Genomic DNA, 16,781 nt, shown 5'->3' with positions numbered 1-16,781 from the left:
ATTCCAAATTTAATTTCAAGTCAAATTTGCTACTTTTCGTAAAACTTCACTTGATGTTTTCTTAGAAAATCCTTGATCGTTTCGGCATGAACGCATTCGCCCAAATGGATAAATGAATAATCGCTTACTTTCTTTAATTGACCATTGGATAGGATGCTTTTATTCTCAATGTCAAAACCAAGATGAAGGTGTTTCGTTTGACTTTGCATTCCATAAACTAGCCCTTCTCGATCAAATAAAGGCCCTCCACTTTGTCCGCGCAAACCAGGCGTACTTAATTCAATTCCATTTTTATTGCCTTGCCTATCCACCAAAAATCGGGTAACCATACCTTCTAATGGAAACCGTGGTGATTGAGGATTCCCAGTTTGCGTCCATTCGATATCATCGCTACTATCATTGTATTGGAAATTGCTGAACTCCGGAAACGGATAGCCTAATCTACAAAGAAAATTTCCAGGCTTGATACTCTCTGTGTCTTTCGGAAACACTGCGAATTGATCGTAACCTAATTGCTGAAAACCATTGAAAATAACAATTGCCAAATCGTATTCAGGATGCAGATGCCATGTAAAACCTGACATTTTATCTATACAGCCCACGAAATTGATTTTCATTTGAGCAGTTTTCTTAGGATCATAGCCGTACTTTATTTCCAAGGCTCTTAGCTGCTTTTTGAACTTGCCATCTTTGGGAATCAGCTCTCGCTCCTTTTTGAATCCTTCGTAGTGGTTGTTGATATTATTCGCTTGAATAAGTAGTTCAGCTACATGCTTGCAGGTAACTGCATAGCCCAATTCATTCACAAAAAACAACGTACCGGCCCCTGGTGTGATTTGTTGACTTTGGTAATTGCGTGAAATTGTATGAATAGCACGAGTAAAATTAGAGACTTGCTCTATAGCTTCTGAAAACATAGGAAATAGATTTAGCTTTAATCAAGGCCAATATAGTCAATAATTAAAGTCAATTTTGGTGGGAATACTTTTACCTAAATTTGAAAGGGATTTTCCAATCGCTATGCATTCCATATTTCATATACGGACCATCAAGATATAAAGGTGATGGAATATTGTTGTGGTACAATTGGCCTGTACCCAACCCTTGAGGTAAGCTTGGGTTGAGAGTAGCTACGAATTGTGCTATTGCATTTAAGCCAATATTGGATTCTAGCATAGACGTGAGCCACCATTTAATATTATTACTTTCAGCTAATTCAATCCATTCTTTGGTAGATTTCAATCCGCCAACCAAAGTCGGTTTCAAGACCAAATACTCAGGTTTGACTCTTTCAATTAAACCTTGCTTTTCTTCTAGACTTGATTTTCCAATTAACTCTTCGTCCAAGGCAATAGGAATTGGCGATTCTGCGCAAATATGAGCCATCTCGTGTATTTGGCCTTGCCTAATTGGTTGCTCAATAGAATGAATTTCGAATTGGGAAAGTGCATACAGTTTTTCTAAAGCCACATCAGCCTCAAAAGCGCCATTTGCATCCAATCTCAATTCATATTCGCTAGATGGGTATTGCTGTCTGAACTTATCGATGAACTCAAGCTCAGCCTCAAAATCCATCGCACCAATTTTCATCTTGATGCTTTTAAATCCTTTATCAACAAGCATTTCTATTTGAGACCACATAAATTTCTGTTCTCCCATCCAGACAAGTCCATTAATTTTAATAGGAGCTTTTTGCTCTGTAAATGGACTTATGAAAAGAACTTGCTTCCCTCCCGCTTTTAAATCTAAAAGTGCAGTTTCGATTGCGAATTTGATTCCTGGAAATTGTGCTGGAATATTAGCTATATGTTCGTTGATGCTTTCAATAGATAAATCTTCTATTCCACTTCCATATTGAACTAGTAGTTTCTCAATATCTTGACCATATTCTGGACTCAAACCTGGCAATGGGCCACATTCCCCAATGCCGATTTGTTGTGGGTTTTTCACATCCCATATTAATATAAACCAGGATTGCTTCTGCTTTAGAACTCCTCGGGAAGTGCCTGCGTCGAATTTGAAATTAAATACAATTGACTCTACCCTAATATTAAATTTCATGCTATTGAGGCTTTTTTACGGCTCTTTTTCGTGGTTTTTCAATCTTATTTTGTTTGATTTTCTTGGGGCCAAACCAAAGATAGAAACCTGTAACTACAAGAATTGTTAAGCCCAAACCTAGCAGTGACATTGAGATTAACTTAAAATTATCTGAGATAATCGAGCCATCATGAATCTTTTCAATCCAATCTGCATGCCGTCTTTCTAACGACAATACTTCGGCTGTCATTGGATTTATTTGTGCTTCCCAATAACCGTCTTCAAATAGCAATTTTATTATGCCTTTGTCCACCCGCACATCTATACGAGTCACTTCATTTGGCTCATTTGGGAACTGTTCTAGCCAATATTGATCAGCTGATTTTTTGAGCTCAGGTAATGGTAAGAATTCATCAAAATTCATTTGTCCATGTACCAATTCTTCAGGTTGTAATAGATCAACATTCTTTTTCCAACCTAACAAAAAGCCGGTAAGCGCACTTATAAGTAAAAATATTGCAAGGGATAAGCCTATCCATTTATGGTACTTTCTGAAAAATCGTATTAATTGTGAGGTAATCTTCATGTCAAAACTTAAATTCTACATCAATTGCGAATATGCCCTTGAAAGGCCACAAATGATAATGCAATTATATAATCGGGCTTTTAAACTGAATAACTATTAGTTTTGCTGTTGCAATTTGAATTGAATAGAAATATTGAAAAATAACTTAGCAGACTTTGACTATTTGCTCCCTGAGGAGGTTGTTGCCAAATTTCCCGCTGAACCTCGCGATTCCTCAAAGCTTATTTGCTACAAGCAAGGTGCAATTTCACATCATAAATTCACTGATCTGACTTCACTTTTGCCGAAAGATTCACTTTTGGTATTCAACGATACGAAAGTAATTCCTGCAAGGTTGATTTTCCATAGAGCTACGGGAGGACGTGTGGAAGTATTTATGGTAGAGCCAAACCAACCCACTAATATTGTGCAGGACGCTATGCAAGTGACTGGTGAATGTGTGTGGAAATGTGTTGTTGGAAACTTGAAAAGATGGCGCGATGGGGAAGTGCTCTGGAAGCAATTTAAAGTAAATGGTGAAAAAATTAATCTAAGACTTCAATTAGAAAATCGAGAAGATAAAACCGTTCGCTTTAAATGGGAGCCAGCACATATAAGTGCAGCATCGTGGATAGAAGCTTTGGGTCAAGTGCCACTCCCACCCTATTTAATGCGGGAGGTTGTAAGTAAGGATAAGGAAGATTATCAGACCATTTATGCGCAACATCAAGGTGCTGTAGCTGCTCCAACGGCTGGTTTACATTTTACTGAAAATACTTGGGCTACCTTGGACAATGCTGGAATTAAAAGAACTTTTCTTACGCTCCATGTTGGTGCCGGCACATTCTTGCCAGTATTCGAAGAGGATATTAAAAAGCATCCGATGCATGTGGAACAGCTTTTTTTTAATAAGACTAAAGTCGAAGAAATATTAAATCATAAAGGTTCAATTGTTCCAGTGGGAACAACTTCACTTCGATGCTTAGAAAGTTTGTATTGGTTTGGAGTTCAATTAATTAATGACCCTAAAACCTCCCGCTTTTTTATTGATCAGGATTTGCCATATAAGGCTGCGGATTACTTACCAAGTAAAACAGAAAGTATGCATGCTGTTTTAAATTTTATGAATTCTAATAAAATTGAAAACATTCATGGCGAAACGGGGATTTTTATTTATCCGGGCTATACTTTCAAAATGTGTGATGCACTGATTACTAATTTTCATAGGCCAATGTCAACGCTTGTAATGCTGATTGCTGCATTTATGGGAAATGGTTGGAGAGAATTGTACGATGAGGCTTTAAGGAATGACTATAGATTTTTAAGCTATGGCGATTCATCTATTATTTTTCCGAATAAGCTTTAATTATAGATTTCTAAATACATAGTGTATATTTAATTTCAGCTCAAAATTTGATCTAATGGAATTAACAAGTTTCGATGACTTAGTTAGTGATGTTCTCACCTTTTTTACCGATCCGATATTTACCTTTTCGGGTACGGAATATACGGTGTTATCCTTACTGGGTGTCGTGTTTTCTATCTTTTTGGTGTTCTTCATTTCAGGCAAGATTCGTAAATTATTAGAAAAACGGATTTTACCTAGGTATTCGCAAGAGACCAATTTTAACTCAACTGTAGCCACCCTTACACGATACGTAATGGTTGTTATTGGTTTGATGATCGTGTTCCAATCCGCTGGCATTAATTTATCTTCACTTAATGTGTTGGCTGGTGCAATTGGTGTAGGTATTGGTTTTGGTCTACAGAATATCGCGAATAACTTTATTAGTGGTTTAATTATCCTTTTCGAAAGACCTATAAAGGTAGGTGATAGAATAGAAGTTGGAGATTTAGTGGGTAATGTTGAGGCTATTTCCGCAAGAGCAACCATCATTAATACCAATGATAATATTTCGGTGATCGTACCTAATTCACAATTTACGGATAATCAAGTAATCAATTGGAGCTATCATAACTCAATAGTAAGGTTTAGATTTTCTGTGGGAGTTTCGTATAGCGAAGATCCTGAAAAGATCAAAAGGCTGCTTTTGGAAGTAGCCAATGAAAATAAGGGCATCCTAAAAGACCCTCCGGCAGATGTTTTATTCGATGAATTTGGCGATTCCTCTTTGAATTTCAGTTTGGCTGTTTGGACGAGAGATTATATCAACAAGCCTATAATTTTAAAGAGTGAATTGTATTACGCTATTTTTGCCAAGTTCAAAGAACATGGAATTGAAATTCCATTCCCACAAAGAGATTTGCATTTAAAAAGTGGATTTGAGCAGATAAGTCAAACAAGCAAAATCAGTTAGCCGAGATTTATCTATTAATGGTCAAAGTAGGATTGGATATTTCACTAAATTGCGCCGCAAACTAGGCATCAAGATTTATGAGGATAGTAATTGCTGGAGTAGGTAATGTAGGTTTTCACTTGGCCAAAATGCTAAGTTTTGAAGACCACGCCATTACGATAATTGATACAAGTGCCGAAAAGCTAAGACATGCATCCAATTATTTGGATGTTGCAACAATCAAGGGTAGTTCCACTTCCTTTTCAGTATTGGACGATGCAGGTGTGGCAAAAGCTGACTTACTTATTGCTGTTACTTCATCTGAAGAAATCAACATCTTCACTTCCATTCTGGCAAAAAATATGGGTGCCTCGAAAGTTGTAGCCCGAATTAGCAATACTGAATACCTCTGGAAACGTGATAGATTCGACCTTAGGAAACTTGGGATAGACGAAATTATTTCGCCTGAATCACTTGCCGCAAAGGAGATAAAACGTCTATTGAAAGAAACTGCCGTTACGGATGCATTTGAATTCGATAAAGGCGTTTTGAATATGATCGGTGTCACCATCGAGAATCACAGTATTCTACATAATAGACCAATGATGGATTTGCCTGATTTGAATCCTGATCAGAATTTCGTCACGGTGGGCTTACTTCGAAACAATGAAACCATAATCCCTGGTGGTAAAACTAGATTTATGGCCGGAGATCATGCATACTTTGTGACCCAAGCAAATGGCGTAAATACCATTTTAAATTTAGCGGGAAAAGAGCGAATAGCAATCCGTGATATCATGATAATGGGTGGTAGTAAAGTGGGAATTAATGCCGCCAAATCGTTAAGCCATACCTATAATGTAAAGCTAATTGAAATAGATCCAGTTAAATGCGAAGAGCTAGCTGACATGCTTCCTGATGTGATGATTATCAATGGTGATGCTCGTAATGTGGATCTTATTATGGAGGAAGGTTTGGAGAATATGGATGCCTTCATTGGCGTAACAGGCAACTCCGAAACAAACATAATTGCTTGCTTGCTAGCAAAGAAAAAAGGAGTTAAAAAAACGATTGCACTAGTAGAAAATATTGAATACATACATATTTCTCAAAGTATAGGCGTTGACACCTTGATTAATAAAAAGCTTATTGCGGCAAGTTTTATTTTTAGGTATGTGAGACGAGGAGAAATTGTCTCCCTTACAAGTATACATGGTGTTGATGCCGAGGTATTGGAGTTTGAAGTGAAACCTAATTCATTGATTACCAAAAGAAAATTACGTGATTTGGATTTTCCACCATCAGCCAAAGTTGGTGGAGTAATGCGGGAGGGACGAGGCTATACCACCTTAGGTGATTTTGAATTTATGGCCGGCGACAGAGTTGTTGTACTTACGAGGCCAGAATGCATTTACAAGGTTGAGTCCTTTTTCAAATAGTATGAGAGTAAACTTACCTGTAATTGGCAAAACGCTTGGTATCCTATTGACCATAAATGGTGCCTTCCTATTATTGCCGTTACCATTTTCATTTCATTTCGACGAAGGTGATTATAGCTCATTTATTTATTCTAGTCTCATAAATTTATTTGTTGGTGGACTACTTATTCTTTTAACGCGAAAGCAAAGTTCAAAGGATCTGAAAAGGAAGGATGGCTTTATAATCGTGACGCTAGGATGGATTACGCTCACACTTTTTGGTTCACTGCCTTATGTATTTTCAGGAACGATAAGCGATTTTTCCAATATCTTCTTTGAGACGATGTCTGGCTACACTACCACAGGTGCAACCATACTCACGGATATTGAATCATTGCCAAAAGGAATCTTATTTTGGCGAAATCTAACCCAATGGATTGGTGGAATGGGTATTATAGTTTTAGTGGTGGCTATACTTCCGTTTTTGGGAATTGGTGGTATGCAACTTTTTGTTGCTGAAGCACCCGGCCTTACACCAGAAAAATTACAACCTAGAATTCGTGAAACTGCCAGAAGGTTGTGGTATATCTACTTTGGACTTACGGTTTCGTTAATTTTACTTCTTGTGCTTGGTGGAATGCCTTTTTATGATGCTACCTGTAATGCATTGAGTACTGTTTCTTCTGGTGGGTTTTCGCCAAAGAACGCAAGTATTGGGCACTATAATTCCGCCTATATTGAATATGTAGTAGCATTTTTTATGTTTCTAGCTGGCGTCAATTTTACTATGATCTACTTTGGCTTGAAAGGTAATTTCTCTCGATTCTGGGCTAACGAGGAATTTAGAGTCTATCTATTTTTCACAATTATTGCCGCTTTAATCGTTACTGCTTTTTTGATCATACAAGAAGGCTTCGGTTTTGAACAAGGGTTTAGAGTTGCTCTTTTTCAGGTAGTTTCTATCATCACAACCACAGGATTTGCTACAGCAGATTATACATTGTGGTCCCATTTCCTTACAATGATTTTCTTCTTTTTGCTTTTTGTAGGTGGTTCAGCGGGCTCTACTGCAGGAGGAATCAAAATTGTAAGACATTTACTTCTTGGTAAGAACACAATATTAGAATTCAAAAGACAGCTTCACCCTTCTGCAATTATCCCAGTAAGACTTAATGGAAAATCTGTACCTCGAGAAGTGATTCAGAATATTTTGGCATTTATCATCATATACTTTTCAGCTTTAGGCTTAGGGACAATTTTACTTTCATTTGATGATATAGAAATTGGAACTGCTATTTCAGCAATTGCTACATCACTAGGTAACGTTGGTCCGGGTGTAGATGAATTAGGTCCAGCAGGTAATTTCTCCAACTTATTACCCTTCTCCAAATGGGTTCTTAGCTTTTGTATGCTTATTGGTCGATTGGAACTTATTACTGTTCTTATAATCTTCACGCCATTCTTCTGGAAAAGGAGCTAATAAAAAACCATCTAATTTCAGCTTATTTCAAAGCTAATATTAGATGGTTTGATTTATAAATTTAATGCTACAGGTACTTATTCACCTTAGCATCTTCCTCTTTTAGTATTCTTCGCAGTATTTTACCTACGTTCGATTTAGGTAGCTCTTTGGTGAATTCTATATAGCGAGGGACTTTATAATTGGTCATGTTTTCCTTGCAAAAAGCTAGCAACTCTTCCTCAGTTAAGCTTTGATCTTTTTTCACAACGAAAATCTTCACCACTTCGGTAGACTTAACATCAGGCACGCCAATAGCTCCTACTTCCAACACCTTAGGATGCGATGCAACCGTATTTTCCACATCATTTGGATATACATTGAATCCCGAAACTAAGATCATCTCCTTCTTGCGGTCAACAATTCTAAAAAAACCATCTTCGTCTACAATTCCAATATCGCCAGTTTTGAACCAGTCCTTATTAAACATCACTTTCTCAGTTTCGTCTGGGCGATTCCAATATCCAGGCATTACCTGTGGCCCTTTGGCACATATTTCACCAGGTTTGCCTAGTTCTACTTCCTTACCATCATCATCTACTATAATCATTTCTGTTGATGGTAATGGAATTCCAATTGTACCAATTCTCTCCGTTCCGTCAATTGCGTTGCATGAAAGCACAGGTGAAGTTTCTGTTAGGCCATAACCTTCAGCCAACGGCACGCCAGTTACTTTTTCCCATTCTTCCGCAACTGATTTTTGCACAGCCATTCCACCACCAACAGCGATTTTGAGTTTACCAAAATCTAGTCTTCTAAAGTCTTCATTATTGAGCATTCCATTGAATAGTGTATTCACACCTGTGATTACAGTGAATGGATGCTTGCTAATATCCTTTACAAATGCCGGCATATCACGAGGATTAGCAATTAGTATGTTCTTGGCACCAATTTTCAACATTGCTAAGCAATTTACAGTAAGTGCAAATATGTGATATAGCGGCAAAGCGGTAATTACTATTTCCTCCCGCGGTTTTAGCTTCGGTTTCATCCAGCCGGAAATCTGCTCCATATTGGCGATGATATTTCGGTGTGTAAGCATTGCTCCTTTTGACACACCTGTGGTACCGCCCGTATATTGTAAATAAGCCAAATCCTCCGGCTTCATTTCAGGCTTTTTGAAAGTGTGATTTCTGCCTTTTTTCAAGGCATTACTCCAGCTAACTGCATTGGGTAAACTATATGCAGGAACCATCTTTTTTACCTTCTTCACCACAAAATTCACAATCATTTTTTTCAAACCACCAAGCTGATCGCCAATGTTGGACACAATCACGTTTTTGATGTCCGTATTTGCTAGGATCTTCTCTAAGTTGAAAGCGAAGTTTGATAATATAACAATGGTAGTTGCTCCAGAATCTTTGAATTGATGTTCCATTTCCCTCCCTGTGTAGAGCGGATTGGTATTTACTACCACCATACCAGCTCTTAATGCGCCAAACATGGCAATAGGATACTGCATCACATTTGGCATTTGAAGAGCAATTCGGTCACCCTTTTTCATTCCAATACTCTGCAAATAACTGGCAAATTCCATTGAAAGCTGATCTAACTCATTGTAGCTAATCACCTTATCCATACTAGAGTAGGCCGGCAAATCGCCAAACTCTTTGAAGGATTCTTCCAATACATCAACCAATGAATTGTAGCGATCTGGATTAATTTCCTGCGGAACACCTTCCGGGTAAAATTTAAACCAAGGAAAATTTTGCATATTTTTAAATTTAATTCGTCCGAATGGGTATATATTTTTTTCTGCCAAACAAATAAGCAAATTCATTTCAATTTAGAAAGGATAATTTTTTAGATGTGGTAAATAAGAAACAAAAATTAAAAGCGATCCGATGAATAGTTCTGAGATTTTAATATTGGATAAGTTAGACACATTGCAATATGAAAGAATAATGCGGGAGGTAATTAGTACTTCCCTCCTATCATTTCCATTCACATATCAGCAAGTGGAGCTACAACAGATCAAGATCAAAATAGAAAAACTGATTAAAGGCAAATTCGCTGAAGCTTTGTTCAAATATTTTTGTGAAGCTAATAAATTCTCAATCGACTTTGATGCTTGCGAAACTGGCTACCACAAACCCAAAAAGCGAGATTTCATTTTTGAAAATATTGAATTTGATCTGATTAATAATTATCTATATCATCCCAATCAATTGCTTAGCGCCAAGGATTATCTAGAATTGCCAGCTCTAATTCCAAATAAGCACAAATATGATTTTTGGGCGCAGAGGGATCATTGCAAATTAGCCAAATCCAAGCATGCAGGCTTTATATTCACCTTCCTGAAAAATGCAGATAGCTTTGAGAGAAGAAATCAGTTTTTTGAATTTGACGTTTCCATTGCGCAGGTAAAATTTCTACAAGAGTTAAGGCAATCTTACGGTAATACAAAAGTCCCAAATAAGCCTTTTGATGAAGTTTTCTTTTGGGAGGAATTTCTCAATCGTGGCGGGCCTTTTGAATTCAGTTTTAATCACAAACCTATATTGGTAATAGGGCCTGTTGCATCTGCAAATCAGTGGCCTTTGTTCAATGACCTAGGAAACAAACCTCACACTTTTGGTCAGCAGGTATTGAAGACCGTAATTTCCAATATGGCTTGTAAATGGAGGGAGCTTCCCTCCTTTTATGCTATTCTCCCGCCATTACAAAATGAGTTGAATTATGCGAGCTTCCTAACTGCTTAATCCTTTACCAATTTGGCTTTATAAAAAGTTACAAAATCTTCTTCCTCTTCCTCATTTGCCGCTTTACTTAGCCAAAGTGAACCATCTTCTGTACCAATAAATACATAAGGTCTGAAAGTCTTTGGCAATACAAAATCTCCCTCAAAATTGCCTTCTTTATCAAAAACCTGAACTCTATATTCTACCTTCTCAGCCGCAATTTGCCATAATTCACTTGCCTTTTCTTGATCGGTGGACCATAGTGGTTCGATCTCATCCTTAACCTCTTGCTTCATTCCTTGATAATACAAGAGGGCAACTTTATCACCTACAATTTGAATTCCTTTTACACCTCCGATACTACTATCCATTGAAATTGACCTTGGCTCGGCAGCTTGTGGCGGCACGCCCTCAGGATAATTTAGCCCAATCAGATTCAAAGGAATATCCATCACCTTAGCGAAGGGCTCTTTCATTTCATACACAAGTAACCTTGGATCGCCAGCATGAACCACCCAAAGCTTATCATCAACCATTTTGAAATACGTATAGACATGAGACATTTCATAAACTTTGCCATCGAAAAAGCGACTGTCAGGCTCTAAATTGATGATGCCTTCAATCTTTCCCGAATCTAAGTCTATCATGCTTATGGATTTTCTGGTTTTATAATAATCCTGCTCCATTTTGGTGAATTCATTTGGAGTGATTGCCGGCCCCAATAGATACTCATTCCCGTTTAGCTCTACATTCTGAAAATGGAAACCAGCGCTCGTATAAAATATATTTACTTCAGGAATATCAGTGAAATTAACTTTTCGTATCAGTTCTCCAGGAAGACTAAAAAAGAAGATTCCCTTTACACTTCCAGCCAAAATTGTTTCATTATCGTGAAATGAAGCTGCCATTAATAAGAATCCTGGATTGTCCATTACATCTCCATCTTTAATAAAGGAGTTAATCAACTCGCCTTCAGTGTTGATAATCAAAAATTCCTTTCTTTGCCAATCTCTCAATAATAATTTGTTACCATCAGGAGATACATCCCACAATTCTGCTTCACCCAAATAATCATACATAATAGAATCTACAATCTCAATCCCAGTATAATTACTTGATTCTATTGTAGTTTCAATTTCCTCAGTAGTTTCTCCACATGCCAATACAAACACCGATAAAAAAGAGATTAGGATAAATTGTTTCATGAGCCTTATAAAATATTAGTGCTGTAAATTTAGATTTTACAATTTATATCATTGACCCTAAATAATGAAATAAAAATATAACAGATAACATAAATTAAACATTCGTACCTTAAAAGGATTGCATATAAACACAGGTTTGATAAGCTAAAGACAATACATGAAAATATTACTCACTGGAGCAACAGGCTATATAGGGAAAAGATTGTTACCAATTTTGCTAAAAGAAGGTCATACTGTTTATTGCGCCGTTCGAGATAAGAATAGATTTACTTTACCAGAATTGAACCCAGAAAATGTAAAGGTTCTAGAGCTTGACTTTTTAGATTCAGATACTTTAAAGGATATTCCTGAGGATTTGGATGTAGCCTATTATCTTATTCATTCTCTTTCTGCTGGGCAAGGAGATTTCCACGAAATGGAAGCGATTACAGCTCAAAATTTTGTAGATGCCACATCTACAATAAAGCTGAAGCAGGTAATATTTTTGAGTGGAATTGTAAATGCTGATGAGCTTTCCAAACATCTAGGTTCGAGAAAAAATGTGGAGGATATTTTGGCGGGAGGTAATTACGAATTCACCACTTTTCGAGCTGGAATAATTGTTGGCTCCGGAAGTGCTTCATTCGAAATTATTAGAGATTTGGTTGAGAAGCTTCCCGTGATGATTGCGCCTAAATGGCTGCTCACCAAAAGTCATCCTATTGCCATTCGAGATGTATTGCAATTCCTCACCAAAGCAAAATTGCGGGAAGATCTATATAATCAATCCTTTGACATTGCAGGTCCAGATGTGCTCAATTACAGAGAGATGTTATTACGATTCGCTAAGATTCGTGGACTAAAGCGGTGGATTGGAACAGTACCTGTGATGACACCAAAGCTTTCCTCCTACTGGTTATATTTCGTGACTTCTACTTCTTTTACCCTAGCTCAAAATTTGGTGGACAGCATGAAAGTAGAAGTAATTGCCAAACCTAGTAATATCAATCAATTGCTAGATATCACTCCTATGACATACGAGGAGGCAATTGAAAACGCTTTTCAACGAATTGAGCAAAATCAAATAATCTCAAGTTGGAAGGATTCAATGATCAGCGGTATATTTAATGAAAAGCTATCTACATATATCCAAGTACCAAAGTTTGGTTGTTTTGTAGATCAGCGAAAAGTAAAGATTGAAAATAAGGAGGAAGTTCTAAACAACATTTGGTCTCTTGGTGGAGAAAACGGATGGTACGCTAAATCGCTTTGGAAAATTAGAGGATATTTGGATAAAGTGGTTGGCGGTGTAGGTTTGCGAAGAGGAAGAACCAGCCCCACCACATTGCATCCTGGCGATAGTTTGGACTTTTGGAGAGTATTACTTGCTGATAGAAATGAAGGAAGGTTATTGCTATTTGCTGAGATGAAGTTGCCAGGAGAAGCTTGGTTGGAATTCAAAGTAGATCAAGATAATATTTTATGGCAAACAGCCACTTTCAGACCAAAAGGGCTATTTGGCAGATTATATTGGTATGCTGTATTGCCCTTTCATGGAATTGTATTTTCCGGTATGATACGCTCTTTAGCAAAACCAAAAGTTAATGATTGACTTTCAATATTTTAAGTATTTACATTTCCTACAGTGCTAGAACTACACGAAAATGGTTTGTATTGCGAAAAAGCCAAGATTTTTATCGACCCTTGGTTACCTGTAGATCGTGCAATTATCACCCATGCACATGCAGATCATTCCAGAGCAGGAAACAAGTACTATTTGGCGCATCCATATTCTGAAGGCGTAATGAAGTATCGACTTGGTCATGGTATTTCATTTCAGGGTTTAGATTACCATCAGAAATTAACTATTAATGGAGTAGAAATTTCCTTGCATCCTGCAGGGCATATTCCAGGCAGTTCACAAGTAAGGCTTGAATATAAAGGACAAGTTTGGGTAGTATCAGGAGATTACAAATTAGAAGACGATAGAATTTGCACTCCATTCGAAGCTGTAAAATGCGATACGTTTATTACAGAATGTACTTTTGGTTTACCCGTTTTTCAATGGAAAGATCAGAACTCTATCTTTAACGAAATAAATGAATGGTGGCTAAGTAATCAAAATGAAGGTCTGTGCTCGGTCATTTTTGCTTATTCCCTAGGTAAGGCGCAAAGAATCCTCGAAAACCTAAATATTGAACAAGGCAATATTTACGTTCATGGCGCAATTGCCAATACTAATGTAGCCTTAGTACAATCAGGAGTTAACCTAAGAACATACCCACAGGTTGATCCTGAGATGTCAAAAAAGTCTTATGCAGGTTCTATCATCATCGCACCTCCTGGAGCAATGGAATAGTTCTTGGATGAAAAAATTCACACCTTACAGATCAGCCATTGCATCAGGTTGGATGAATTTACGTGGCCCTAGAAGGAGAAAAGCTATTGATCGTGGATTTATATTATCCGACCATGCCGATTGGGATGGATTAAACAAAGCGGTTGAAGCGACTGGTGCTGAGCAAGTATTAACCACCCATGGATATACCGCTGTATTTAGTAAATGGCTAAATGAAAAAGGAATTAATTCATCAGAATTGAAAACCCAATTTCTGGGTGAAACGCTAGATAAACTTGATGTTGAAGACCCAAATTTGGCTGAATAATTAATTTGAATTTGGCAAATCGCTCTTAGTACTTTAATATTGCGGATTGTAAAAAATCGAGTGCTTAATTCGGTTAAAATGACAATCAAACCAATCGAAATAGTTTTATCTAACTAATCAACCATTATGAATAGTATCGTTTACATTGCTCCTGCTCTGGGCTTGGTAGGTATTGCTGTGATGATAGCAAAGGCCATTTGGGTAAATAAGCAAGAAGCTGGTGAAAAAAACATGCAAGAACTCGCAGGCTATATTGCCGATGGAGCTTTAGCATTTTTGAAAGCCGAATGGAAAGTACTTAGCTACTTCGTTGTTATCACAGGATTATTATTAGCCTACTCCGGCACTTTAGTTGAAGACTCTCACCCAATTATAGCTGGCGCATTCTTAATCGGCGCGATCTTATCAGCCTTTGCTGGATATATAGGAATGAATATCGCTACAAAAGCGAACGTAAGAACGACACAAGCTGCTCGTACTTCATTATCTAAAGCTCTTCGTGTTTCTTTCAATGGCGGTACTGTCATGGGACTTGGCGTTGCGGGTCTTGCAGTATTAGGAATGGGTTCTCTATTCATTGTATTTTATCAAATGTTCGTACCTGAAGGTGCCGCATTAAATGGTGTGGAAATGAAAACCGCTATCGAAGTACTAGCCGGTTTTTCATTGGGTGCTGAATCAATCGCACTTTTTGCTCGTGTAGGTGGTGGTATTTATACCAAAGCTGCCGATGTAGGAGCTGATCTGGTAGGTAAAGTAGAAGCAGGCATTCCAGAAGATGATGCTAGAAACCCTGCAACTATTGCAGATAACGTAGGTGACAATGTAGGTGACGTAGCAGGTATGGGTGCCGATTTGTTCGGTTCTTATGTAGCTACAATTCTTGCTTCAATGGTTTTGGGGCAAGAGATAAATGCTTCAGCCGATAATTATGGAGGCCTATCTCCTATTATTTTACCAATGATTATTGCTGGTTTAGGTCTTATATTCTCTATCGTTGGTACTTTCTTCGTTCGCATCAAATCTGACCAAGGCAATGTACAAAGAGCCTTAAATATGGGTAACTGGTCATCAATCGTATTGACAGTTGCTGCTTCATATTTTGTGGTTACGGCGATCTTGCCAGAAAACATGAGCATCCGTGGTTTTGAGTTTACTCAAATGGATGTATTCTGGGCAATATTTACAGGTTTGATTGTAGGTGCTTTGATGAGCGCAATTACAGAATACTATACAGCAATGGGTAAGCGTCCTGTAAACTCAATTATCCAACAATCTTCTACGGGTCATGCTACTAATATTATTGCCGGCCTTGCTGTAGGTATGGAATCTACAGTAGCTCCAATCATCGTATTGGGTGGTGGTATTATTGTATCCTATGCTTTTGCAGGATTATATGGTGTGGCTATTGCTGCTGCTGGTATGATGGCCACAACAGCTATGCAATTGGCAATTGATGCATTTGGTCCTATTGCAGATAACGCAGGAGGTATTGCAGAAATGAGTGGAATGCCACCTGAAGTTCGTGAAAGAACTGATATTCTCGATGCCGTTGGAAATACAACTGCTGCAACAGGTAAAGGCTTTGCAATTGCCTCTGCGGCTCTTACAGCCCTTGCACTTTTTGCTGCTTTCGTTGGTGTTGCCGGTATCGATTCTATTGATATCTACAAAGCGCCAGTTTTGGCTGCTTTATTCCTTGGTGGTATGATTCCTTTTATATTCTCTTCTTTGGCAATTGCCGCTGTAGGTAGAGCAGCAATGGACATGGTGACGGAGGTTCGTCGTCAGTTCAAAGAAATTCCGGGTATTATGGAAGGTACTGCTAAGCCAGAATATCAAAAATGTGTTGAGATTTCTACAAAGGCATCCATCAGAGAAATGATTGCTCCTGGAGCTATTGCATTGCTAATGCCAGTTGTTGTAGGTTTTGGTTTCAAAGGTGTATTTCCAGAGACTTCTAGTGCTGAAATACTTGGTGGCATGCTAGCTGGTATTACTGTATCTGGCGTATTGATGGGGATATTCCAAAACAATGCGGGAGGTGCTTGGGACAACGCTAAAAAGTCATTTGAAAAAGGTGTTATGATTAATGGTAAGATGGAATACAAAGGTTCTGAAGCACACAAAGCTTCTGTTACTGGCGATACTGTAGGTGATCCATTCAAAGATACTTCTGGCCCATCTATGAACATTCTAATCAAATTGACATCTATTGTTGCATTGGTAATTGCTCCACACATTAGTGTAACTCCAGAAGCAACTGAATCGAATCTTCCATTAGAGCCAGCAAGCATTGAAGTTGTAAAAACGGATAATGTAAAAGCAGATGCTTCTTTAGAAGTAGTTGACTTCCAGTAAGAAAATTTATTATATGCTATAAATGACAAAGCCGATTCAGAGGGATCGGC

At 37.9% G+C, this 16,781-nt stretch carries 14 protein-coding genes; 9 read left to right on the top strand and 5 right to left on the bottom strand.

Features of this window, described 5'->3' with window-relative positions:
• Positions 1-29 precede the first annotated feature (29 nt).
• The 3 genes from ACOXY8_RS01095 to ACOXY8_RS01085 all read right to left on the bottom strand — a co-directional run bounded on the left by ACOXY8_RS01095 (position 30) and on the right by ACOXY8_RS01085 (position 2,626).
• Positions 30-917: a S1 family peptidase gene (locus ACOXY8_RS01095; protein WP_458329708.1), complete on the bottom strand. Its 888-nt coding sequence runs from the start codon at positions 915-917 to the stop codon at positions 30-32.
• A gap of 70 nt (positions 918-987) precedes the next feature.
• Positions 988-2,061 (bottom strand): o-succinylbenzoate synthase, encoded by a 1,074-nt coding sequence (locus ACOXY8_RS01090; protein WP_458329707.1) that lies wholly within the window; start codon positions 2,059-2,061, stop codon positions 988-990.
• Between the two features lies 1 nt (position 2,062).
• Positions 2,063-2,626 carry a PepSY domain-containing protein gene (locus ACOXY8_RS01085; RefSeq protein ID WP_458329706.1) on the bottom strand — a complete coding sequence of 188 codons (564 nt, stop codon included), beginning with the start codon at positions 2,624-2,626 and terminating at the stop codon, positions 2,063-2,065.
• Between the two features lie 133 nt (positions 2,627-2,759).
• On the opposite strand from ACOXY8_RS01085, the gene ACOXY8_RS01080 reads away from it, so the two are divergent.
• The 4 genes from ACOXY8_RS01080 to ACOXY8_RS01065 all read left to right on the top strand — a co-directional run bounded on the left by ACOXY8_RS01080 (position 2,760) and on the right by ACOXY8_RS01065 (position 7,800).
• Positions 2,760-3,971, top strand: a complete 1,212-nt coding sequence (locus tag ACOXY8_RS01080) for an S-adenosylmethionine:tRNA ribosyltransferase-isomerase (RefSeq protein ID WP_458329705.1) — start codon at positions 2,760-2,762, stop codon at positions 3,969-3,971.
• Positions 3,972-4,026: 55 nt separating this feature from the next.
• A complete protein-coding gene (locus ACOXY8_RS01075) occupies positions 4,027-4,923 on the top strand; it encodes a mechanosensitive ion channel family protein (RefSeq protein ID WP_458329704.1) in 897 nt (298 codons plus the stop codon).
• 77 nt (positions 4,924-5,000) lie between these two features.
• Entirely contained in the window at positions 5,001-6,341 is a 1,341-nt protein-coding gene (gene trkA / locus ACOXY8_RS01070) for a Trk system potassium transporter TrkA (protein WP_458329703.1), read from the top strand.
• 1 nt (position 6,342) lies between these two features.
• Positions 6,343-7,800 (top strand): TrkH family potassium uptake protein, encoded by a 1,458-nt coding sequence (locus ACOXY8_RS01065; RefSeq protein WP_458329702.1) that lies wholly within the window; start codon positions 6,343-6,345, stop codon positions 7,798-7,800.
• 67 nt (positions 7,801-7,867) lie between these two features.
• Here ACOXY8_RS01065 and ACOXY8_RS01060 read toward each other — a convergent pair whose 3' ends face one another.
• Complete coding sequence (locus ACOXY8_RS01060; protein WP_458329701.1) at positions 7,868-9,553, bottom strand: AMP-binding protein; 1,686 nt, start codon at positions 9,551-9,553, stop codon at positions 7,868-7,870.
• Between the two features lie 130 nt (positions 9,554-9,683).
• On the opposite strand from ACOXY8_RS01060, the gene ACOXY8_RS01055 reads away from it, so the two are divergent.
• Positions 9,684-10,541 (top strand): hypothetical protein, encoded by an 858-nt coding sequence (locus ACOXY8_RS01055; protein WP_458329700.1) that lies wholly within the window; start codon positions 9,684-9,686, stop codon positions 10,539-10,541.
• Here the strand turns inward: ACOXY8_RS01055 and ACOXY8_RS01050 are convergent.
• The gene (locus ACOXY8_RS01050) at positions 10,538-11,725 is read right to left on the bottom strand and encodes a hypothetical protein (protein WP_458329699.1); all 1,188 of its coding nucleotides are present in this window, start codon (positions 11,723-11,725) and stop codon (positions 10,538-10,540) included. The two genes, ACOXY8_RS01055 and ACOXY8_RS01050, sit on opposite strands and share 4 nt — an antisense overlap.
• Before the next feature lie 157 nt (positions 11,726-11,882).
• Between ACOXY8_RS01050 and ACOXY8_RS01045 the strand changes: the two genes are divergently transcribed.
• The 4 genes from ACOXY8_RS01045 to ACOXY8_RS01030 all read left to right on the top strand — a co-directional run bounded on the left by ACOXY8_RS01045 (position 11,883) and on the right by ACOXY8_RS01030 (position 16,731).
• Positions 11,883-13,316, top strand: a complete 1,434-nt coding sequence (locus ACOXY8_RS01045) for an SDR family oxidoreductase (protein ID WP_458329698.1) — start codon at positions 11,883-11,885, stop codon at positions 13,314-13,316.
• A gap of 33 nt (positions 13,317-13,349) precedes the next feature.
• Positions 13,350-14,063, top strand: coding sequence for a ligase-associated DNA damage response exonuclease (locus ACOXY8_RS01040; RefSeq protein ID WP_458329697.1), 714 nt, complete (start codon positions 13,350-13,352; stop codon positions 14,061-14,063).
• A gap of 7 nt (positions 14,064-14,070) precedes the next feature.
• Positions 14,071-14,370 carry a hypothetical protein gene (locus ACOXY8_RS01035; protein WP_458329696.1) on the top strand — a complete coding sequence of 100 codons (300 nt, stop codon included), beginning with the start codon at positions 14,071-14,073 and terminating at the stop codon, positions 14,368-14,370.
• Between the two features lie 126 nt (positions 14,371-14,496).
• Entirely contained in the window at positions 14,497-16,731 is a 2,235-nt protein-coding gene (locus ACOXY8_RS01030; RefSeq protein ID WP_458329695.1) for a sodium-translocating pyrophosphatase, read from the top strand.
• Positions 16,732-16,781: the final 50 nt, after the last annotated feature.

The organism is Peijinzhouia sedimentorum (genome assembly GCF_049340005.1).
Lineage (GTDB): Bacteria > Bacteroidota > Bacteroidia > Cytophagales > Cyclobacteriaceae > CAXBDP01.
Note: the sequence above shows the minus strand (reverse complement) of the source record. Positions and strands in the feature narration are given on the sequence as shown.

What these genes read in the sequence shown, in the direction of transcription:
- ACOXY8_RS01095 (WP_458329708.1), bottom strand. Translation starts at nt 917, where the DNA reads ATGTTTTCAGAAGCTATAGAGCAAGTCTCTAATTTTACTCGTGCTATT.
- ACOXY8_RS01090 (WP_458329707.1), bottom strand. Translation starts at nt 2,061, where the DNA reads ATGAAATTTAATATTAGGGTAGAGTCAATTGTATTTAATTTCAAATTC.
- ACOXY8_RS01085 (WP_458329706.1), bottom strand. Translation starts at nt 2,626, where the DNA reads ATGAAGATTACCTCACAATTAATACGATTTTTCAGAAAGTACCATAAA.
- ACOXY8_RS01075 (WP_458329704.1), top strand. Translation starts at nt 4,027, where the DNA reads ATGGAATTAACAAGTTTCGATGACTTAGTTAGTGATGTTCTCACCTTT.
- trkA (WP_458329703.1), top strand. Translation starts at nt 5,001, where the DNA reads ATGAGGATAGTAATTGCTGGAGTAGGTAATGTAGGTTTTCACTTGGCC.
- ACOXY8_RS01065 (WP_458329702.1), top strand. Translation starts at nt 6,343, where the DNA reads ATGAGAGTAAACTTACCTGTAATTGGCAAAACGCTTGGTATCCTATTG.
- ACOXY8_RS01060 (WP_458329701.1), bottom strand. Translation starts at nt 9,553, where the DNA reads ATGCAAAATTTTCCTTGGTTTAAATTTTACCCGGAAGGTGTTCCGCAG.
- ACOXY8_RS01055 (WP_458329700.1), top strand. Translation starts at nt 9,684, where the DNA reads ATGAATAGTTCTGAGATTTTAATATTGGATAAGTTAGACACATTGCAA.
- ACOXY8_RS01050 (WP_458329699.1), bottom strand. Translation starts at nt 11,725, where the DNA reads ATGAAACAATTTATCCTAATCTCTTTTTTATCGGTGTTTGTATTGGCA.
- ACOXY8_RS01045 (WP_458329698.1), top strand. Translation starts at nt 11,883, where the DNA reads ATGAAAATATTACTCACTGGAGCAACAGGCTATATAGGGAAAAGATTG.
- ACOXY8_RS01035 (WP_458329696.1), top strand. Translation starts at nt 14,071, where the DNA reads ATGAAAAAATTCACACCTTACAGATCAGCCATTGCATCAGGTTGGATG.
- ACOXY8_RS01030 (WP_458329695.1), top strand. Translation starts at nt 14,497, where the DNA reads ATGAATAGTATCGTTTACATTGCTCCTGCTCTGGGCTTGGTAGGTATT.